This is a genomic window from Persicitalea jodogahamensis, assembly GCF_014651615.1.
Taxonomy (GTDB): domain Bacteria; phylum Bacteroidota; class Bacteroidia; order Cytophagales; family Spirosomataceae; genus Persicitalea; species Persicitalea jodogahamensis.
On record NZ_BMXF01000002.1, the window covers coordinates 325,125 to 346,328 of the forward strand.

Sequence of the window (21,204 nt, forward strand, 5' to 3'; positions counted from 1 at the left end):
CACCTTAACCCTTTCACCAGGATGAACTACCTCACCCAAGTCAATCTTTATTGGGTCGCGTTGTACCTCTGTTACGCGCTATTTCTGCGGCGGCACACCTTCCTGCACTGGAACCGGGCCTATTTGCTCGGTTCCCTCGTGGTGGCTTTCGCGCTGCCACTGGTGCAGTACCCCGAAGCGGCGCCGGGCATCGCTATGCCTCCATTGCCGATGTGGTTCGAGATGTCTCCGGCGTCTTTGGCAGAAGTCGAGGTAGGTAGTTTGGAGGAGACTGACTTTGCCATAAACTACGGCATAGCAAATGAAATTTCGCAGACAGAAACTACCCCGGCAAGCGCTATGCCAAAATTGGGCTGGATGGATTGGCTGGCGGTTATTTACGTCTTGGGTGTGGTTTTCATGGCGGCGCGGCTGTTCCGTCATCTGCGCGGCGTGGCGTCTTTATTTCACAAAAAGACTTGTCTGGATATGAAGAACTACCTTTTGTATCTGCTCGATGACGATGCGATGGGCGAATCCACGCCGGGCGACACAACGGGTTCTTTCTCTTTCCTGAACCATATCGTCATCAGCCGCCGCGATTACGAATACGATTTCGACACTGTCCTCAGCCACGAACTAGCCCACGTGCGGCAGCGGCACAGTTGGGATATTCTATTGGTGGAGGTACTTCGTGTGTTTTTCTGGTTCAATCCGGTTTTGATTTTTTACAAAAAGTCGTTGCAGCAAGTCCACGAGTACCTGGCCGATCGCGAAGTCTGCGAATGGGATGCCACACATCGTGATCGCTATGCCGAGTTCATGCTTTCCTACGCTCTGACCAGGACGCCATCGGCAGTTTTGGTCAATCCATTCTTCAAGTCATCACTTTTAAAAGATCGAATCGCTATGCTTTACAAAAACAAAAACTCCAACTGGTCGCTCGGCAAATACGCCGCCGTGGCCCTACTGATTGGCTTTATGTCGTTGCTGGTGGCCTCCTGCAACCGGGAAGCCAATAAGGACGACGAGCCAACGGCCGCCGTTACCGCTCAACCTATTTTGGTAGAGGGCGTTGTATTGGACAAACAAGGCCAACCCCTGCCGGGAGCGGTCATCGTTGTGAAAGGTACCCAAATGGGGACCACAACTACCTCGCAGGGAGAATTCAGGATTATGGCTCCGGCGGGCAGCGAATTGGATTTTAGCTTCATGGGCTTCAAAAAGGCTTCCCTCGAAATGCGGGAGCAAGGCAGTGTACGCGTGACGCTGGCCGAAGAAAAGGCTTCGGAAACTTCCCTGGCGGAACGCGTGTCTACCGAAACCGGCAGGCTTCAAATGGATCAAAGAGTTGAGAAAGCGCTCACTTCCGACTACGCAGAAGATTCGGTCTTCACCGTCGTGGACACGCAGCCGAAATTTCCCGGCGGCCTCAAAGCCATGTACAAGTTCATTCAGGACAACATAAAGTACCCCGCCGCCGCTCGCCTCGCCAAGGTAGAAGGGAAGGTATTCCTGGCGTTCGTGGTCAATGCTGACGGCAGCATCCAAAATATACAAGTATTGAAAGGGATGGGCTTCGGCACCGACGAAGAAGCTATCCGCGTGGTGAAGAATATGCCCCGATGGCAGCCCGGTGCTAAGGAAGACGGCAGAAAAGTAAACGTGAAGTACAACCTTCCGATCAGTTTCGTCCTCCCGAAGGAGAAAAAGGAGATTGGGCAGGCAGTGCTAGTGGAGAAAGACTTACCGATCGTGACAGTAATACGAAAGCCAGATGCAAACGCGGAGGTGGATAGTTTGATTGGTCTAAAATTTCGTCTGCCAAATAGCGGAGAAGAGTTTGACAAAAACTTTAAGGTGAGTATTCGTGGTAGGGGATTCATTGGTTCAAACGAACCACTTTTTGTTCTGGATGGCGTTGTATCACCAATCGAAAACCCAAAATATTTTAATGATATTTCACCGAACGCCATTGAAAAAATTGAAATTTTGAAAGGCGAAAAAGCCACAAAACTCTACGGGGTGCGTGGTTCGAACGGCGTGGTACTTGTCACTACAAAACAGGGCGCGAAAAATCAACAGAATGTAAAATAGCAGATGAATTTTAAGTTGAAAATATCATTAGAGCTTGTCTTCTATGAAAATACCAACGCATCTCCGTCAAACTAGTTTTACCCGTGTATGCCACTCCGCCCAACTCCTACTCGATTACGCTTTGGGCGACCCCTTCGATGCTTTGACCAATAAATTCCTAAATTCTAGCACTTTAAAAAACCGTATCGCCATGCTCTACAAAAACCGAAACTCGAAATGGGCGCTGGGTAAGTACTTGGCCGTGGTGGCATTTGTGGGAAGCGTAGCCCTCCTGATGGCATTCAAACCTACGGTGAAGAATGAGACGTTTGCCCAAACTACCCAGATGATAAAGGTGCAAGGCATTGTCGTGAATAGCTACAAGATGCCTTTGCCGGACGTTCTTGTGAAGACCTCCAAGCGCCGGAACGTCTTTGTCACCGATCTATTGGGCCAATATGAGATGATGGTCCCGGCGGGTAGCCAACTGCAATTCAGTGGACAAAAATACAAGCCCATCGTGGTTGACTTAAATGATGAAGACCGAATCGTAAACATCGTTCTGGCGGCATCAGACGCCACCGATTCGTCGGTTGCGAATGTTTATCCCATCATAAAAGAAGAAACGGTGGATCCTGATCGGCGTGGATTTGGACAACTCATTCCAAAGTTTATGCCCGACACGAAGCCCAGGAGTGATTCGGCGCTAACGTTAAAATACCATTTCCTAAGCGACAACAGCCAGCCACCCGCTTTTCCCGGCGGCAGTGATGGCTTGCGTGAATTCATCGCGCGTAACGTCACTTATCCTGCCAGAGCTTCCCGAGCCAATGTTCAAGGAAAAGCACTACTGAGTTTTGTGGTTTCAGAAAATGGAGAAGTACAAAATGTGGAAGTTCTGAAAAGTCCGGGTTTTGGCCTAAAAGAAGAATCTTTGCAATTGCTCGCGTCTATGCCGACCTGGGTACCCGGCCAGCAAAACGGCAAAAAGGTCGAAATGCCTTACCAACTCATCCTCGATTATCGTCTGGCTACCGACTCTCGGAAAGCTGGTACGCTCGAAGCCCGAGCCTATCTGTATGGCGAAGCTGCGAGTTATGCGGTAGTCAGATTTTATCAACCCATCCGCCAAAGACCTCATTCCGTTATGGTTTACTTCAAAGGGTTCGGCGATAAATATGGTCTGGATAACGCGCTGTACGTGCTGGATGGCAAACCTGTCGGCAACCAGGAAGCGATGGGCAAGATTCCTGCTGATCACATCGCGTCTGTCAATATCGTGAGAGGAGCCGCCGCCCAAAAACTCTACGGTGAGAAAGGAGCGAACGGTGTCGTGGCCATTGTCACCAAAAAGGCAGCGAAAAAAATGTAAGCGCAACGGCACTTTATTCAATCTCTAACGTATGACGATTCTCCCTTACCTGGTTCAGTTAAATCTTTACTGGCTGCTGCTGTACGGCTGCTACTGGCTATTGCTGCGCCGCCAGACGTTTTTCGTCTGGAATCGCGCCTATTTGCTGGGTGCGCTGGTGCTGCCGTTCGGTTTGCCGCTGCTGCAATACCCCGCCGCCGCTCCGGACATCACTATGTCGCCCATCCCGGTGGCCGTGTACGAGATGGCTGCTCTGCCGCTGGAATCCGCCACGATGGCAGTGGCCGAGCCCTTTGTCGTCAGGCCGCAAGCTACTGCCGCCGCGCCGTTTCCCTGGCTGGACCTGCTGCTGGCCTTGTATGCCGCCGGGGTGGTTTTTATGTTCGTCAGGCTATTCTGGCAGTTTTATCGGTTATTTTCTTTTCTTAGAAAAGGTGATCGCATTGCCCTGGATGGCTATTCGCTGGTTCTGCTGGATGACGACCGAACGGGTGAAGCGTCGCCCGGCGAGGCGTCGCCGGGATCTTTTTCCTTCCTGAACTACATTGTCATCAACCGCCATGATTACGAAAATGATTTTGATACCGTCCTACGCCACGAGCTGGTCCACGTGCGGCAACGGCACAGTTGGGACATTCTTCTGGTGGAGGCGTTGCGGGTAGTTTTCTGGTTCAACCCGGTTTTGGTTTTGTACAAAAAATCGTTGCAGCAAGTCCACGAGTACCTGGCCGATGCTGCCGCCCCACAGCGTGACCGCTACGCTGATTTCCTGCTGTCCTACGCCCTGAAAAAACCTTCGAATGCTTTGACCAACAATTTCCTGAACGCTTCCAACCTGAAAAACCGAATCAAGATGCTTTATAAAAACCGAAACTCGAAATGGGCGCTGGGTAAGTACTTGGCCGTCGCGCCGCTCATCGGCTTGGTGCTGATTCTTACTGCCGCCCGCGAACGCGTGGTGGATGTCATCGAAAACAGCACCGAAGTGATGACCCCAGCCAGTACTTTGCTTATACAAGCAGCGGGGGGGGCTCTGGCCGAAACCACGACCGTGAATGGTACCGTCCGCAGTTCCAAAACCAAAGATCTTTTACCGGGGGCAAACGTGATCTTGGCGGGTACTTCGCGCGGAGTCACCACGGACGCCAATGGGGCTTTTGAATTGGAAGAAGTGCCGCTCGACGGCAAACTGGCGATTAGCTACGTGGGTTTCGAAACCAGAGTGCTAGAGATCACGAAGAAAAATCAGGTAGTGAATATTGTGTTGGAGTGGCAGCAGAATGCACTGGGAAGCGTAGTAGTAGTATCTTACCCACCCGTAGGAGGAGTAAGTACCCGACCTCGGTCCGGTGCCGATAGTACCAAATTGGGTTCTGGAAATGATGAATTTTTGGTGCTAGAACAAATGCCTGAGTTTCCGGGTGGCATTCAGGAAATGTACAAATTCCTGGCTCGTAAAATCAAGTACCCCACCGAGGCCGTACGCGATGATTTGGAAGGAAAAGTGATAGTTGCCTTTACCGTAAGCGACAAGGGCCGCATCCGCAACCCTCAGGTGATTCAAAGGGTGGGCGGTGGTACCGACGAAGAAGCCCTGCGCGTGGTGCTTAGTATGCCCACCTGGCAGCCCGCTATACAGAATGGACGTCCCGTGGCGATGGAGTATGTACTGCCGATCGAGTTCAAACTGGAAAAGCCGGAACCTAAGGAAGACAAGGAAAAGCGGCAGGGAAAGGCCAATAATTTTAGAACCATGCGAATGTCAGTGCCTGATTTTAAATTTGAGGACGCGGTGGATCTTGGAATACCAGGACATGGCTCAAATTTCTCAACAATACGCGGGGTGCGCATGCCAAACAGCATCTATTCAAAGCAAAAATTTACAGAAGATATCAGTACTGAGCAGATAATTTTCATCAAGGATAGTATTCAGCCCGCCAGGTTCATGAATTATCAAAACCCACTACGTTCTATCGAAAATTTGAAATGAAAAGAATCATCCTCGGCCTGCTGACTGTCACGGCCCTCACCTTCTGCGGCTGCAATACCAGCAACAAGGACTCAGATGGAATCTCAGGCTCTAATAGGGAAGCCGAACAGTCCGACTACGAGAACATAGACGAACAGGTTTACACAGTTGTGGAGGAGCAACCCGAATATCCCGGTGGTATGAGTGCGATGTACGATTTCTTGGGCGATAACATTGTTTACACCGACGAGGCCAAAACAAAAAACGTGACGGGGAAGGTTTTTGTGTCCTTCATCGTCGGCTCTAACGGCAAAATCCGTGATGTGAAACTACTGAAGGGAATAGGTTTTGGCCTAGACGAAGAGGCCTTGCGGGTAGTGAAAGCCATGCCCGAATGGACGCCCGGCCGACAAAGTGGTGAAAAAGTCTCGGTCAAATACGTCTTGCCAGTCAGCTTTGCGCTGAAGCAGCGCGCTATCAGTAGACAGGGTTTGTGAGCATGAGATCATCACAGGAAGCGTAGAACTGAAAGGTTCTGCGCTTTTTTTATGTAGGATTGCAGATTTTAATAGCCTAATCCTGAGATTGGGCGGTATTGTACACGTTCTTTTCCCTTTCTTTTATTCCCATCTAAACCCTTATTAACGAATGGCTGACTCACTAACTCCGGACGGAAAACCTACCCGCCGGACTTTTATCAAGGCCTCTTCCCTGGCCGCGTCTTCTTTCTTCATCGTGCCGCGCCACGTCCTGGGCAAAGGCTACGTAGCGCCGAGCGATAAGCTGAACATCGCCGGTATTGGTGTCGGGGGAAAGGGCAGAAGCGATCTGGCCAGTTTTGCCAAAAGTCCTAATGTCAACATCGTGGCCCTTTGCGACGTGGACGACCGGCAGGCTGTTACTTCGCGGGAGAGTTTCCCCAAGGCGACCTACTACAAGGATTTCCGGGAGATGCTTAAAAAGGAGCATAAGAATATCGACGCCTGTTCTATTTCCACGCCCGACAATACCCACGCCGTAGCCACGCTGGCGGCAATGCAGCTGGGCAAGCACGTGTACACCCAAAAGCCCCTGACGCACGACATCTACGAAGCGCGGATGTTGGGACAGGCAGCCAAGAAGTACAAAGTTATTACTCAGATGGGCAATCAGGGCGGCTCGGGCAACGGCGTGCGGCGCATGAAGGAAATCTACGATTCGGGCATTATCGGCGACGTACACAAGGTACTTTGCTGGACCAATCGCCCCGTGTGGCCGCAAGCGGTCCCTACCGACAACGTCGATCCGATTCCGAAGGAACTGGATTTTGATCTCTGGCTGGGTCCATCGCCCAAAGTACCTTACAACAAAGAGTACCTGCCCTGGAACTGGCGCGGCTGGTGGCCGTACGGCACGGGCGCCCTGGGTGACATGGCTTGCCACATCATGGACCCGGTGTACCGCATCCTGCCCATTTTGTACCCGACCTCGGTGGAGTGCAGTGTGGGCGGTACCTGGACTTTCACCCTGCGCGAAAAAGACGACAATCCCGCCTGGACACCTTTCACGACCTCCATACACCTGGACTACCCCCGAAACGATGGTAATGGCAATATCAAGGTGAGCTGGTACGACGGCGGGATTTTGCCCGAGCTACCTGAAGAACTGCTGCCCGGCGAAGCCTTTGGTAACTCGGATGGTGGGGTACTTTTCATCGGGTCCAAAGGCAAGCTGATGGCCGATTGCTACGGGGCCAAGCCGCGCCTGCTTCCCCTGAAAGAAAATGAAATCATTAACATTCCCGAAACGATTGCCCGGGTGCCTAATGAAGACCACTATTTGCAATGGGTCAACGCCTGTCTGGAAGGCTACGGCAAGGGTGTGACAAGCTCGCCCTTCGAATACGCCGGGCCGTTTACGGAAAGCATCCTGATTGGAAATCTGGCAATCAGGAGCTGGATGCTGCGCGACAATCCCACGGCCAAGCGGGCGGTGGACAAGTACATGGGCCGCAAAAAGCTGTTCTGGGATGCGCAGAACATGAAGGTTACCAACTACGACGCTGCCAACCAGTTTGTAAAGCGCGACTACCGCGACGGTTGGGGAGACCTGAAAGTCTGAGGTATCTGCAAAATAAAAAGCCCCGGAACGTCAGTCGTTCCGGGGCTTTCCTATGCTTTTACGCGAATCAGCGCGCGGTCGCCATCACCATCTTAATGTCCAGCTTCGCGCCTACTTCCAGCACATCCACCAAATCCTGAACGGCGAGATTCTTGTCAACGCGAAGCACCACGGTGCGTTCTTCCACGTTGGTAAAAATAGTAGCCAACTCCGTTTCCAGCTGTCCGGCGGGAATCTGGTCCTTGTCGATGAAGTAATTCTTCTGATCGTCTACCGATAACGTAATCTGCTTTTTATAAACCTGCTGCGACGACGATGCCTTGGGCAGCATCAGTTTGATGACGTTAGGGTTTGACATCGTGCTGATGATCAGGAAGAACAGCAGCAGGAAGAACATGATATCGTTCAGCGAGTGCGTAAACACTTCCGGGGCAAAACGGGCTTTACGGCGTATTTTCATGTATCGGGTGATGGAATGATGAGTGATGAATTAACTTCATTCTCATGCTCAGTAAAAACAGTTGTGGTTGTCGCGCTGAACTACCTCGATGCGACCGGACGCTGCAACACATCCAGGAAGTCGGAGGCGGCCATTTGTAGTTTCAGGGCGAAGCGGTCGATCTTCATGTTGAGCAGGTGGTAACCCGCGTAGGCGATCAGACCGATGATGAGGCCGGAACCCGACGTGATCATCTTCTCGTACATACCACCCGAAATAGTGCTGATGTTGAAGTCGTTGGAGATGGAGATGTCATAGAAAATCCGGATAATACCCGCGATCGTTCCTACGAAACCCAGCATGGGTGCGATACCGGCAATGACGCCCAGGTAAGGCAAACTACCCTCCATGCGTTGCAATTCTATCTGGCTGGCGTTCTCGATCGTGGACTCGATGTCTTTGATCGGATAGCCGATGCGGCCCGTAGCACGTTCGAGAATTCGTCCAGCGGCATTATTCTGGTTGCGGCACAGCGATTCGGCCGACTTGAGATTCCCCTGCTGAATGAAATCCTTCACGTTGTTCACAAACGATTGCTCTATCTTGGCGTTTTTGGTGATGCCCATCCAACGCTCGATCATCATGGCGATTGTAGCGACAAACAAAAACCCAAGGGGAAGCATGACCCAACCACCTTTTATCAACAAATCGAGAACGGAAAGACCGTCGCCCGACCCTGGGGCAACCATCGTAGAGTCAGTGAGTGCTTGCAGCAGCATTATTTTTGGAGTGAAAAGGTGAATGGTTAAAGGGTTGTTCAGCACAGCGGCCACTGGCTTCTGAAATAAACGGAAGCGTATAAGCCTTATTGTTTGGGAAGCAAAGATAGAAAAATTCCCTACTGAAAATAATCCTTACCACATTGAAGCCGTCAGGGCACTAATCCTGAACTTGACGTAGGTCTGCGCCAGTAGGGCCAGCTTGTGGCTGTCGGGAACGCGGATGCGCTCCTCCTGAATGCGGGCGGCGGGAAGGCTTTTTATTTTATTGAAAAGGGTGCAATAATACACGTAAGCCAGATACACGCCCTGCCGGGCTCCTTTTGGTAGTTGCAGGATAGCCTGGTAGGCAGCATCAAAATCGGCCTGAATTTCGTCCTCGATGCGTTTCTTGGCCTCAGGATCAAAGGCTTTGAAGTCCACGCCGGGGAAGTAGACCCGGCCCCGGTCCTGGAAATCGCTTTTGAGATCGCGCAGGAAATTGACTTTCTGGAAAGCCGCCCCGAGACTTCGGGCGCCTTCCCGGAGGTGATCGTGCTGTGCAGTGTCACCCTCACAAAACACACGCAAGCACATGAGTCCAACTACCTCAGCTGAGCCGTAAATATACTCCTGATAGCCATCGGGCGTGTACTCGTGTTCGTAGAGATCCATCTCCATGCTGTGCAGGAAAGCCTCGATCAGCTCGTGTTCAATGCCGTACTGATTGACGACCAACTGGAAGGAATGGAGGATGGGGTTGAGGCTTATTTTCTCTTCAATGGCCTGAAAAGCATCGGCGCGGAAGCGATCCAGCAAGTCTTTTTTATCAAAATCATGGAATGTGTCCACAATTTCATCGGCATAGCGAACAAAACCATAGATCGCATAGATCGGCAGGTGGAACTTGCGGTCGAGGGTACGGATTCCCAACGTGAAGGAGGTGCTGTAATGCTCCGTAATTATCTTGCTGCATTGCAGGCTCGCGCGGTTGAATAGTTCCAGCATAGGGTAGGCCTTTCGGGGCTTGGCAGAATTTCTTGTCAATATAACCTGATTTTTTTGGCTTTGTTAGATTTGAGTGCCGTTGAAAGCACGCAAAGTCTGGTATAACTGAGTCCTGGACAGTAACAAAATGCCACTGCAACTAAGACAGGCTGGCTGGCGACCGTCGCGCCGCCTGTACCACGGGAAACTCTTTTTCTACTTCCCCGGCTACGACAAGCCCGGAGATCAGAGAGGGCGGAACGCCGGGGCCGGGAACAGTCAATTGACCCGTATAGTACAGGTTCTTTACTTTCCTGTTTTTCAGACCGGGCTTCAGGATGGCCGTTTGCCGCAGCGTATTAGCCAGCCCATAGGCATTTCCCTTAAAAGCGTTATAGTCGGCTATGAACTCAGCATGCGCATAACTTCTCTTGAATACCACGTGCGGACGGACGGGTTCACCCACGTAGGCTTCCAGCCGCTCCATTACCAGATTATAATACTTCTCACGCACTTCCTCGGTGTCGCCGCTCAGCCCCGGTGCGACCGGAATCAGGACGAATAAATTCTCGCTGCCTGCGGGAGCAACGCCAGGGTCTGTTTTGGAAGGGGCCGAAACATAAAATAGCGGACGCGAGGGCCATTTCGGGTCTTCATAAATTTCTTGGGAGTGCAGGGCGAAATCCTCGTCGAAGAAAAGATTGTGATGCGTTAGTTTGGGTACTTTTTTATTGATTCCCAAATAGAAAAGCAGCGACGACGGGGCCATGACGCGCTTATCCCAGTAGCCTTCGTCGTAATTCTGGTAAGGTTCGGCCAGCAATTGACTGTCCACGTGGTGGTAGTCGGCCCCGGCCACCACGATGTCGGCTTCGTAGGTGGCCTCCTCAGTAAGTACGCGGTCGGCGTGGCCTTCTTTGACCGAAATATGCCGGACGTTCTGGTTCATAATGATTTTGACGCCCACCTCTTCGGCCAAAGCCACCATGCCGCGCACGATTTCGTGCATGCCCCCCATTGGGTACCAGGTCCCCATGGTCATCTCGGCGTAGTTCATCAGGCTGTACATGGCGGGTGTTTTCTGGGCGGTCGCACCCAAAAACAGGATGGGGAATTCGACAAGTTGCAGCAGTCGCGGGTCTTTAAAAAACTTACGCACATGCGTGGCAAAAGGCTGGAAGACATCCAGCCTGGTAACGTCGTAGAGTAGCTTCAAACTCAAAAATTCCGAGACTTTCCGGCTGGGCTTCCACACGAATTTCTTGATTCCCACTTTGTACTTATATGCCGCCTGCCGCAGAAATTCATCCAGCTGTGCGGCACTTCCCGGTTCAACAGACTCGAACAGACTTCTGAGTCCCGGCATATCCGCCGGAAGGTCCATGTCCTGGGTAGGCCCGAAGACCACTTTATAGGAAGGGTCCAGCCGGACCAGTTCATAGTAGTCCGCGGGTTTTTTACCAAATTCGGCGAAGTAATCCTCGAATATGTCGGGCATCCAGTACCAGCTTGGCCCCATGTCGAAAGTAAAGCCGTGGGATTCAAACACGCGCGCCCGTCCGCCGGGGACGCTGTTTTTTTCCAATAGCGTGACATCATACCCTCGTTGTGCCAGTCGCGTGGCTGCTGAAAGCCCGGCAAAACCGGAACCTATGACGATGACTCTGTTCAATTTGACGGAACCGCCCATGCGGCGATAAAATGAGTGAATGATAGAATGGTGGCATGGCCAGGTGGGTAGTTACCGCTGCGGCCCACCAAATTCTGGTTCGCCTTCTGAGCGGTGAACGACAATTCAAAACAAAATACAGGCACAGATTCCATTCATCGTATTATGTCCTGCAAAGAACATTAATTTTCCGGCAAGAATAGGAAAAGTGGATTGCTTGAAAAAGTAAAAGGCCAGAAAGTACTGATCTGGCCTTTTGTTCAAGTAAAACCATTGGTTGGAGCGGATTCACCCTACCGGGCTATCAGCCATATTCGCTGCACGGTCAACCGCTCATAGCTTCATCAATCAAGCCGCGAGTACACCCGCAACATTCTTTTCAACTCTTTGCGTGCGATGTGAATGCGATTTTTGACCGTGCCAATGGGGATTTCGAGCTTCGCCGCAATCTCATGGTATTTGAATCCCCGGAAGTGCATCATGAAGGGCGTTTTATACGCTCCGTCCAGTGACTCAATGGCTTGGGTGATGTCCTCCATTGCGAATGTGGTATACGCCTGGTTGTCTGTACTGTTATCAGCCGTATTGATATAGTGCAGGTTGTCGGTAGTATCGATGAAAGTCTTCCGCCGCACCATGCGCTGGTAGTTGGTAATGAAGGTGTTCTTCATAATCGTGTAAAGCCACGCCTTCAGGTTGGTACCATCAGTGTACTTTTCGCGATTGGTAAACGCTTTCAGCATTGTATCCTGTAGCAGATCGTTTGCATCTTCGGTATCGCGAGTGAGCCGGAGGGCAAAGGGACGCAGCGTCTTGGAGACCTGGTCCAGATTGTAAGTGAATTCAAGGGCAGTCATAGTGGGTAGCTGTTTTTAATGACCTCGTTTTGTTGAACCAAAATAAATGAATGTTAAACAAAATTCCAAATTCTAACCTCAATTATTTTTTAAAATACTAACGGATTATAGAAGGTTTTAATATTAAACACGTTACTTATGTTGAAAAATAAAATAGTATCGGTGTTTAATATTTAAAAAAAAAGTCGGAATTTCATTATTTAGAGTCCGTTCGATCGATTGGTCTACGTATAACGGGATGCTCGATTTTTGCACAGAAGGTTAAACAATTGTGCCGCTATGTTTTTAGCCTTTGTAATAGTGGAAGTCGAGGGGATTGGGATAAGCAAAAGTGTAGGACAGGCGACGGGTTATTTTCTCTGAGGACACTACCTTGAATGACTCAGGACTCTCAGGCTGAGTGAAAGTGGGTACTTCCCAATGGTTCTCAAGGCAGGATTTCTCGTAGACCGCGCGGCGCGGCGGATGCTCCGGGGCCACCACGTTGAAGGTCTCATTGCCGATTTCCTGCGTCAGGAGGGCACTAATGATTGCCACCACGTCGTCACGGTGGATGTAATTGACCGGTACATCGCCCGTCGTGATGTCCCTTCTGCCCCGCACGTATTTTCCCGGAATACGGTCGTAGCCCATCAGACCGCCGCAACGCAGAATAGTCACCGTTTTGCCTGCTTTCCTTAGTCCAGTGATTATCTGTTCGGCCTCCACCAAATGGGGGGAGGCCGACTGCTGAGGGTCTAGTACGTCGTCCTCGGACATTGTTTTGTTCAACTCGGGGTAAACAGAGGTAGAACTCACATAAATAATTTCCGACAGGGGGGAGTTTTCAATCAGTGAAGCCAAATTACGCATCTGTTGGGGATGGAAATCCTCACCTTGTTTTGACTGCCGGGGTGGAATGTCCACGATGAGCGTATCGGCTGCCAGCAGGTCGGGCCAGTTTTGGCCTTGCGGTTCGGGGGTAAGCGAAGCTATATGAGCATCGATTCCTGCCTGCCGGAGCACTGGCAATTTCTCAGATGAAGTGGTACTACCCTTGATGTGGGGGTACCCACTTTCCAGCAGGTGAGTAGCCAATGGGAAACCCAGCCAGCCGCAGCCGATGATGCTTATTGTTTTGATGGTCGGGTCGGGCATAGGGACTGCAACTTTTTAATTACTTTTGCGTGTTCGACTAACGTGTTTCCCGATCTCGAGCGAATGTACCTCAACCGAATCTTTGCTTTTCTTTGCCTGGCCGTTCTCCTGGCTGGCTGCGACTCCCTCACCAACCGCGAACCCGACTTGAGCGGCATTCGGGCAGATGTAGAAGTGGAATCACTGGAAGGCGCTTTGTTCGCCTGCCGGAGCCTGGAAGAAGTAAAATCATTCCTCAACCGGCATTCTTACCTTCAGAAGGTCTATTTTGAAGGATACGCCCAGGATACTTCTCTGGCCAGTCGACTTTACGAACAGATACGTAATAACGAACTTCAGAGATTCAAAAACCAGGTAGATTCTTTGTTTGGCAAGCCGCAGGACACTCTGGAAGAGCCGCTGGAAGAAGCCTTCCGGCATCTTAAGTACTACTACCCTGATTTTCAGCCGCCCCGTGTAGAAACCATTGTGACAGGGTTTCTGGGTAATGATCTGTATGTATCAGACAGCCTGATAATCATTGGTCTGGAATATTTCGGCGGGCCGAAAGCCACCTACCGTCCGCAGGTGTACACTTATCAGCTCAGTCGGTACCAGAAGGAATACCTGGTTCCATCCATCCTGTTCTTTATGTCAGATCGTTATGTGCGCACCGATCCGCAGGACAGGACTTTACTGGCTGATATGATTGGTTATGGCAAAGCGTTCGAGTTTGTAAAGCACTGCGTGCCCCAAACGCCCGACAGCCTTATCCTCGGTTTTTCGGAGCGCGACCTCGTGCGTACGTATAATAGCCAGACGCAGATTTGGGCATTTGTGGTGGAAAATAAACTGCTTTATGAAAAGGCAGAACAGATTAAACAGAAATACGTGGGAGAGCGGCCCTTTACCCCCGAAATAGGGGAAGACGTACCGGGCGGCATCGGGCGCTGGCTCGGTTGGCGCATTGTCAGCATGTACCTGGCCAACAATCCCGAAGTTACTTTACAGGAACTGATGAAAAATCCCGACGCCCGGCAGATACTACAGCAGTCGGGCTACAAGGGGCAGATTGACGAGTGATGAAACACATCCTCAAATTCAATAACTAAGAAGAAAATGGCTAAAAGCAGATTTGGGCGAGGTGACGACGATGAAGAAGACAAATCTTCGCAGTCGCCTTTTGCCGTTAAGAAGTTGAGTTGGACGGGTCTTAAGAAAACCCTGGAAATTTTCCGATACACCCTTCCTTATAAATCCTACTTTATTGCTGGATTTATCTTTCTGATTCTTTCTACGGGTACTTCGCTGGCATTTCCCAAGCTGGTTGGCAGTATCATCGAGGTCATCGAGGGGAAATCCAGCTATACGATCAACCAGATCACCGGCGTGTTGATCGTGATTTTGGTGTTTCAGGCCGTATTTTCCTATTTCCGCATCTATCTTTTCTCCCGGGTAAGCGAGTGGGCCATGGCCGATGTCCGCCGCGATGTGTACAGCCGCATCATCACATTGCCCATTCCTTTTCTGGAAGGACGCCGCGTGGGCGAGCTGACAAGCCGCATCACCTCCGACGTTACGCAACTGCGGGATGTGCTGTCGTTCACCATCGCCGAATTTTTCCGGCAAATCGCCACGCTTTTTGTGGGCATCACTCTCATTTCGCTCACTTCCTGGAAGCTGACCCTGTTTATGCTGGCGACCTTCCCGATCATGGTCGTAGCGGCGATGTTTTTCGGGCGGTACATCCGGCGACTTTCCAAGAAAGCACAGGACGAGCTGGCGGCAGCCAACGTTATCGCCGAGGAAACCCTGCAATCGGTGCAGGTAGTAAAGGCCTTTACCAATGAGCGGCTGGAAGTGAATCGCTACCGAACCGCTCTCGACCGCGTAGTGGAAAATGCGTTGAAAGCGGCCAACTTCCGGGGCGGCTTCGTCTCGTTCATCATTTTTGCCCTGTTTGGGGGTATTGTAGGGGTCATATGGTACGGCGCCAATCTGGTGCAGACTGGCGAGCTGACTATCGCCGACCTGTTCACTTTTGTGCTCTACACTACGTTTATCGGCGGTGCCATGGGCGGCCTGGGTGATATGTATGCCCAAATCAACAAGACTATCGGCTCGTCCGAGCGGCTGGTCGAGATTCTGGGTGAGACTTCGGAAGTCGATCTTGACCAAGAGGATAAGGTTATCCCCAATGTGGAGGGCCATATTGCTTACCAGGATGTTCGCTTCAACTATCCCTCCCGTCCTGATGTGGAGGTCTTGAAAGGTATATCATTCGACGTGGCGGCGGGTGAGAAAATCGCGCTTGTTGGTTATAGCGGCGCGGGCAAGTCCACGATTGTGCAGCTGCTCATGCGCTTTTACAATCCGCAACACGGTAAAATCCTGGTGGACGGCGTCGATGTGGCCGCCTATCCGCTCAGCGCATTACGGAGCATGATGGCCATCGTACCGCAGGAAGTAATGCTGTTTGGGGGCACGATCCAGGAAAACATCGCCTACGGTCGGCCCGGTGCGGCGGCGGATGAGGTCAGGGAAGCGGCCCGCAAGGCCAATGCTCTGCAATTCATCGACTCTTTCCCCGAGGGAATGCAAACCATCGTCGGAGAGCGCGGTGTGAAACTTTCGGGAGGGCAGCGGCAGCGTGTGGCTATCGCGAGGGCCATCCTGAAAGATCCGAAAATTCTGATCCTGGACGAAGCCACAAGTTCGCTCGACGCCGAGAGCGAGCAACTGGTACAATCGGCACTGGATGAGTTGATGAAAAACCGCACGACGATCGTCATTGCTCACCGGCTGGCCACCATCCGCAAGGTGGACACGATTTACGTCATCAGAGAAGGGCAGATCGTCGAGTCCGGCTCACACAACCAGCTGGCTTTGATCGATAATGGCCTTTACGCCAACCTGATCAAATTGCAGTTTGAAGCCGCAGAAGTGTAAAACAACAGTTGCAATTATTTAAAATTCGATCATCAATATTTTGGGTGAAAAGAAAACTATGGAGCAAAATTTTTCACCCGCCGACTACTTCCAGGCACAATTAAAAGATGCCACCGGGAAGGAGGAGGTTGCGCAACAGCTTTTCAACGGCTTGGCCGGAGGAAGGCTGTTGTCGTTTGTGGCGTTGGTAGTTTCGCTGGGTTTATGGAGCAACCAGAATGAGCCACTTTGGGGTGTCCTCGGATTAGCGGCGGGTATCCTGTTCGTAGCCCTGATGGGTCGGCAGCAAAAGGCCAAGCGGCGGCGCAACTTTCTGCGCAATCTCCAAACTACCAACACCGATGAACTGGCGCGTCTTGATTTCAAATTCCTGCGTTCCGAAACGGGCGAACAGTACACTGATCCGCTCCATCCTTATGCCACTGATCTCGATGTTTTTGGCAAACACTCGCTGTACCGGCTTCTGAACCGCACCCGCACCGACGAAGGGAGTCGCCGCCTGGCGCACTGGCTCACCCGCCCCGCCCCGCTGGACGAAATTCTGATGCGGCAGGAAGCCGTGCGGGAATTCAAGTCACACGTCGACTGGCGGCAAAGTTGGGAGGCGACCGCCCTGCTCCACGATCACGCCTCACAGCAGGTGGGCGCGCTTCGAACCTGGGTGAATGAAGTTATGGATGAGTCGCTGCAAAAATCGCTGCGCTGGCGGTGGTGGCCCGCCGTAACGGTAGTGCTCGGCGTGTTGGCTGCACTTGGCATATTGTCAAGCTGGTTTTTCTGGCTGAGTATTTTGTGGCAGGGCTTTATCTTGAAACGCTACAACGCGGGCATTCAGGACCTCACTAATCGCACTACCGACCTGGGACTGACGCTGGTGGCCTACGCCGACCTGCTGGAACTGGCTAATGACGCCCCACACCAATCGCGCTGGTGGCAATTGCGACAGAATGCAATCAACAAAGCCTCCGCCGCCATCCGCACGGTCGGTCAGTGGTTTGCCCGGCTCGACTATCGCCTGCACCCTATCTTCCTTATATTCGTAGGAATTCCTTTCTTGTGGGATTTGCACTGTCTGGCGGCTCTTGAAAAATGGAAAAAGGCGCACGGTACCGAGTTGGCCGCCTGGCTCGACGCCCTGGCTGATACAGAAGCCATGAATAGCTTGTCAGGCTTCGCATTTGCTCACCCAAACTACCCGCTGCCGCAGGTAGCCTGGGAAGATGACGTTCACATCGAAGCCGCACAGATGGGCCACCCGCTCATTCCCGCTGAGGCGCGGGTAAGTAACGATTTTTCGTTAGTGGGTACGGGACACACGATGCTCGTGACGGGATCGAATATGTCGGGTAAAAGTACCTTTCTGCGCACCGTTGGCATCAACCTGGTGCTGGCGCAAATGGGCACTGTCGTCTGCGCCGAGAGCCTGGCCTGTGCACCCGTGCAGGTATTCAGTAGCATGCGGACACAGGATTCGCTGGTCGAGAATACTTCCTCTTTTTACGCCGAACTCAAAAGGCTGCGGCAACTACTGGAACTGGCTGGTGATTCTGCCCGGCAACTACCTATCTTCTACCTGTTGGATGAAATTCTGAAAGGCACCAACTCCGCCGACCGCCATCGGGGAGCGGAAGCGCTCATCAAGCAACTACACCCGCTGCCCGCCTCTGGCATGGTATCCACCCACGACCTCGAACTGGGCGAATGGGGCGTTACTCAGCCTTTCGTGCAGAACTTCCACTTCCGCTCCGACGTGCAGGATGGCAAACTGGTTTTCGATTATCGCCTGCACGAAGGCATTTGCCAGAGCTTCAACGCCAGTGAACTAATGCGCATGATGGGAATCGCGGTGGGGGAGTGAGGTGTTAAAGTGGATGTCCGACTGGTTGAATAGTTTTATCGGGGTATGGGCAAGATTATTTTGCAAATGATGAACAAGTCTGCCCATTTCTCAAACTCTCAGTAAAAAAATGCTCGCAATACAAATAAAACAACCCGGCTCCGCCGACGAACTGTACCTGGCTCCCTTTCCCACGCCCAAACCCGAGGCGAACGAAATCCGCGTCCGTGTCCACGCGACGGCCCTCAACCGCGCCGACATCATGCAGCGCGAGGGAAAGTACCCGCCACCCGAAGGCGCGAGCCTGATCATGGGCTTGGAAATCGCGGGTGAAGTAGAGTCGGTGGGCGAGGACGTCACCCGCTGGCAGATTGGCGATAAGGTGTTCGGCCTGCTGCCGGGTGGTGGCTACGCGGAGTTTGCCGTGATGCACCAGGACATGGCAATGCCTATACCCGACGGCTGGGAATTTACCGATGCCGCCGCGGTGCCGGAGGTTTTCCTGACGGCTTTCCAGGCGTTGCATTGGGTAGGAGGCCTGAAAGCAGGCGAAACCGTGCTGCTTCACGCGGGAGCGAGCGGCGTAGGTACCGCCGCCATCCAACTCGCCCAACTCATGGGGGCCGAAGTGATCGTAACCGCTTCGTCCGGTAAGCACGAGCTATGCCTGGAACTTGGCGCAAAACATGCCATCGACTACCGCAAAGGGCCTTTCTTGGAAAAATTGAAAGATCTCACCGAAGACAAAGGCGTAAACCTAATCGTGGACCCAATCGGCGGCGATTATTTTGACCAGAATATTCAAGCGCTGCAAACTGATGGTCGGCTGGTGATGCTGGCCGTGATGGCGGGCGGTAAGACGTCGGCGAACATCGGACCCATTGTGTTCAAGCGGTTGCAGATTTCAGGCACGACCCTGCGTTCCCGTAGCCGTGCGTATCAGATCAAACTCACCCAGGAGTTTAAGGATTTTGCTTACGAAGCCCTGGAAAACAAAACCATTCGCCCGGTCGTGGATGAAGTATTCTCCTGGCACGACGTTGCCAAGGCGCACCGCTACATGGAAGCCAATCTCAGTGCGGGGAAGGTAGTTTTGCAGATTAAGGAATAGTTAGTTTTTGGGTTAAAGGGTGAATGGGAAAAGGTTAAACGGTGTTCTTCGATTACTTTTATCAAAATCTGAGCACCGTTCACCCTTGACCTTTAACCGAAAAAAAACTTTATGATTCAAAAAATAAAAGACCTGAGCCGCGAAATGGCCGCTGATGCGGTGGCGACTCGCCGCCATTTACACCAAAATCCCGAATTGTCTTTCAATGAGCACAAAACGGCCCGTTTCGTGGCAGACCGGCTCAAAGATTTGGGACTGGAACCGCAGGAGGGCGTGGCCGATACGGGCGTAGTGGCGCTAATCAAAGGCCGCAATCCCGAGAGCCGCGTGGTGGGATTGCGGGCCGATATGGATGCACTGCCGATTACGGAGGCTAATGACGTTCCCTACAAATCCCAAAATCCCGGCGTGATGCACGCCTGTGGTCATGACGTGCACACATCGTCGCTACTGGGGACAGCCCGAATCCTGACGCAGTTGCGGGACGAATTTGAGGGAACGATTAAGCTGGTGTTTCAGCCCGCCGAGGAGAAGGCACCGGGTGGTGCTTCTTTGATGATTAAGGATGGCGTGTTGGAAAATCCGCGTCCCGCCGGAATGCTGGGGCAGCACGTCGCGCCCAATGTACCCGTGGGGAAGATCGGTTTCCGCGAGGGAATGTACATGGCCAGCACCGACGAGCTTTACCTGACCGTTATCGGAAAGGGCGGCCACGGTGCCGTTCCCGATCAACTCATCGATCCCGTCCTGATTGCCTCGCACATTATCGTGGCTTTGCAGCAGATCATCAGCCGCAACCGGCAACCTGCCAATCCGTCGGTACTTTCGTTCGGCCGGTTTATTGCCGATGGCGTCACGAATGTGGTTCCCAATGAGGTCAAGATTCAGGGTACCTGGCGCTGCATGGACGAGGAATGGCGGGCCGACGGACTCCGCCGGATGAAGAAAATGGCTGAGGGTATGGCTGAGGCGATGGGCGGCAGTTGCGACTTTGAAATCGTGAACGGGTATCCTTTCCTGAAAAACCATCCTGAACTCACCCGCCGTACCAGAGCCGCTGCTGTGGAGTACATGGGCGCTGACAATGTGGTGGATCTGGATCTGTGGATGGCGGGCGAAGACTTCGCTTTTTACTCACAAGTGGTTGATTCCTGCTTTTATCGACTCGGTACCCGGAACGAAGCGCGGGGTATCGTCTCGGGCGTTCACACCCCAACCTTCGATATTGACGAAAGTGCCCTGGAAATCGGGCCGGGACTGATGGCCTGGTTGGCCGTAAAAGAACTCGACCAACGCTAAGGGGAGTTGGTCGGGTCGGAATTTCAAAAAAGTATTGGCAGATTATCTGCCGATTTCCTCGGTATAGCGCCGCGGGTCGTAACCCTTGGCGAACAGCGGATACTGGTCGAAGATGCGGCGGACGACGTTCCGGTAGTAGTTGTTGGGATTATCCTGCCCGGCGTTGAAAAGGCCCGAAGCGTAGCCACGCCACACGACCTGATCACTCTCGGCGTCGATCAATGATACGATGAGTGTGCCTTTGTCGAGCGCATATTTGATTGGTTCGTAACGAAAGCCGTCGTTCTCGGTATCAACCCAGGTCTTGATGACGGGCTGCATATAGCCCTGATAGCGCAGGTTGTCATAGAAGATGCCGTAGTTGACCAGCAGCGTCGGACGCTCGGCGGTCAGCTTGTAGCCCCGCGCCTGCATTTGGCGGCGGATGGATTCATAAATTTCGGTGCAGAGATTGTTTGTATCGCGCTCACATTCCAGAAATGTATAAGTTGAGTAGTCCTTAAAATTGGTTTCGTAACTGTAATCATGCTCGACGAATACTTTACGGCCATAAGAGCAGCCCGCCAGAATGAAAGCTACCGCCAGGGCAGCCAAAAGCGTAGTAGATTTCAACATATACTATTTCAGGTTTTAAAGGTTAAGAAAAAGGAACGAAATATAGTTTATTAAAACGTAACAATCAACTC

At 52.1% G+C, this 21,204-nt stretch carries 17 protein-coding genes; 10 read left to right on the top strand and 7 right to left on the bottom strand.

Features of this window, described 5'->3' with window-relative positions:
• The first annotated feature begins 21 nt into the window (after positions 1–21).
• The 5 genes from IE117_RS11460 to IE117_RS11480 all read left to right on the top strand — a co-directional run bounded on the left by IE117_RS11460 (position 22) and on the right by IE117_RS11480 (position 7,496).
• Positions 22–2,076 (top strand): M56 family metallopeptidase, encoded by a 2,055-nt coding sequence (locus IE117_RS11460; protein ID WP_189564556.1) that lies wholly within the window; start codon positions 22–24, stop codon positions 2,074–2,076.
• A 190-nt stretch (positions 2,077–2,266) separates the two neighbouring features.
• Entirely contained in the window at positions 2,267–3,427 is a 1,161-nt protein-coding gene (locus IE117_RS11465; RefSeq protein ID WP_189564557.1) for an energy transducer TonB, read from the top strand.
• 31 nt (positions 3,428–3,458) lie between these two features.
• The gene (locus tag IE117_RS11470) at positions 3,459–5,417 is read left to right on the top strand and encodes a M56 family metallopeptidase (RefSeq protein ID WP_189564558.1); all 1,959 of its coding nucleotides are present in this window, start codon (positions 3,459–3,461) and stop codon (positions 5,415–5,417) included.
• On the top strand, positions 5,414–5,893 hold the full coding sequence (locus IE117_RS11475) for an energy transducer TonB (RefSeq protein ID WP_189564559.1): 480 nt from the start codon (positions 5,414–5,416) through the stop codon (positions 5,891–5,893). The genes IE117_RS11470 and IE117_RS11475 overlap by 4 nt, the downstream gene beginning before the upstream one ends.
• Before the next feature lie 151 nt (positions 5,894–6,044).
• Positions 6,045–7,496 (top strand): Gfo/Idh/MocA family protein, encoded by a 1,452-nt coding sequence (locus tag IE117_RS11480; RefSeq protein WP_189564560.1) that lies wholly within the window; start codon positions 6,045–6,047, stop codon positions 7,494–7,496.
• Positions 7,497–7,563: 67 nt separating this feature from the next.
• Here the strand turns inward: IE117_RS11480 and IE117_RS11485 are convergent, their stop codons facing one another.
• The 6 genes from IE117_RS11485 to IE117_RS11510 all read right to left on the bottom strand — a co-directional run bounded on the left by IE117_RS11485 (position 7,564) and on the right by IE117_RS11510 (position 13,343).
• Positions 7,564–7,956, bottom strand: a complete 393-nt coding sequence (locus tag IE117_RS11485; protein ID WP_189564561.1) for an ExbD/TolR family protein — start codon at positions 7,954–7,956, stop codon at positions 7,564–7,566.
• Between the two features lie 80 nt (positions 7,957–8,036).
• Entirely contained in the window at positions 8,037–8,717 is a 681-nt protein-coding gene (locus IE117_RS11490; protein WP_189565345.1) for a MotA/TolQ/ExbB proton channel family protein, read from the bottom strand.
• A gap of 132 nt (positions 8,718–8,849) precedes the next feature.
• Positions 8,850–9,701: a phytoene/squalene synthase family protein gene (locus tag IE117_RS11495; RefSeq protein ID WP_189565346.1), complete on the bottom strand. Its 852-nt coding sequence runs from the start codon at positions 9,699–9,701 to the stop codon at positions 8,850–8,852.
• 139 nt (positions 9,702–9,840) lie between these two features.
• The gene (gene crtID, locus IE117_RS11500; protein WP_189564562.1) at positions 9,841–11,370 is read right to left on the bottom strand and encodes a bifunctional phytoene desaturase/3,4-desaturase; all 1,530 of its coding nucleotides are present in this window, start codon (positions 11,368–11,370) and stop codon (positions 9,841–9,843) included.
• A 323-nt stretch (positions 11,371–11,693) separates the two neighbouring features.
• Positions 11,694–12,206 carry an RNA polymerase sigma factor gene (locus IE117_RS11505; protein ID WP_189564563.1) on the bottom strand — a complete coding sequence of 171 codons (513 nt, stop codon included), beginning with the start codon at positions 12,204–12,206 and terminating at the stop codon, positions 11,694–11,696.
• Positions 12,207–12,491: 285 nt separating this feature from the next.
• Positions 12,492–13,343 (bottom strand): NAD-dependent epimerase/dehydratase family protein, encoded by an 852-nt coding sequence (locus IE117_RS11510; RefSeq protein ID WP_189564564.1) that lies wholly within the window; start codon positions 13,341–13,343, stop codon positions 12,492–12,494.
• A 63-nt stretch (positions 13,344–13,406) separates the two neighbouring features.
• On the opposite strand from IE117_RS11510, the gene gldB reads away from it, so the two are divergent.
• From gldB to IE117_RS11535, 5 genes are all read left to right on the top strand, one after another.
• The gene (gldB, locus tag IE117_RS11515; RefSeq protein ID WP_189564565.1) at positions 13,407–14,405 is read left to right on the top strand and encodes a gliding motility lipoprotein GldB; all 999 of its coding nucleotides are present in this window, start codon (positions 13,407–13,409) and stop codon (positions 14,403–14,405) included.
• Positions 14,406–14,441: 36 nt separating this feature from the next.
• The gene (locus IE117_RS11520) at positions 14,442–16,271 is read left to right on the top strand and encodes an ABC transporter ATP-binding protein (RefSeq protein WP_189564566.1); all 1,830 of its coding nucleotides are present in this window, start codon (positions 14,442–14,444) and stop codon (positions 16,269–16,271) included.
• A 58-nt stretch (positions 16,272–16,329) separates the two neighbouring features.
• Positions 16,330–18,129 carry a MutS-related protein gene (locus IE117_RS11525; protein ID WP_189564567.1) on the top strand — a complete coding sequence of 600 codons (1,800 nt, stop codon included), beginning with the start codon at positions 16,330–16,332 and terminating at the stop codon, positions 18,127–18,129.
• Positions 18,130–18,238: 109 nt separating this feature from the next.
• Positions 18,239–19,219, top strand: coding sequence for an NAD(P)H-quinone oxidoreductase (locus IE117_RS11530; RefSeq protein WP_189564568.1), 981 nt, complete (start codon positions 18,239–18,241; stop codon positions 19,217–19,219).
• Positions 19,220–19,330: 111 nt separating this feature from the next.
• Entirely contained in the window at positions 19,331–20,518 is a 1,188-nt protein-coding gene (locus IE117_RS11535) for a M20 metallopeptidase family protein (protein WP_189564569.1), read from the top strand.
• 42 nt (positions 20,519–20,560) lie between these two features.
• On the opposite strand, the gene IE117_RS11540 is transcribed toward IE117_RS11535, so the two are convergent.
• Positions 20,561–21,133, bottom strand: a complete 573-nt coding sequence (locus tag IE117_RS11540; protein WP_189564570.1) for a DUF4136 domain-containing protein — start codon at positions 21,131–21,133, stop codon at positions 20,561–20,563.
• Positions 21,134–21,204: the final 71 nt, after the last annotated feature.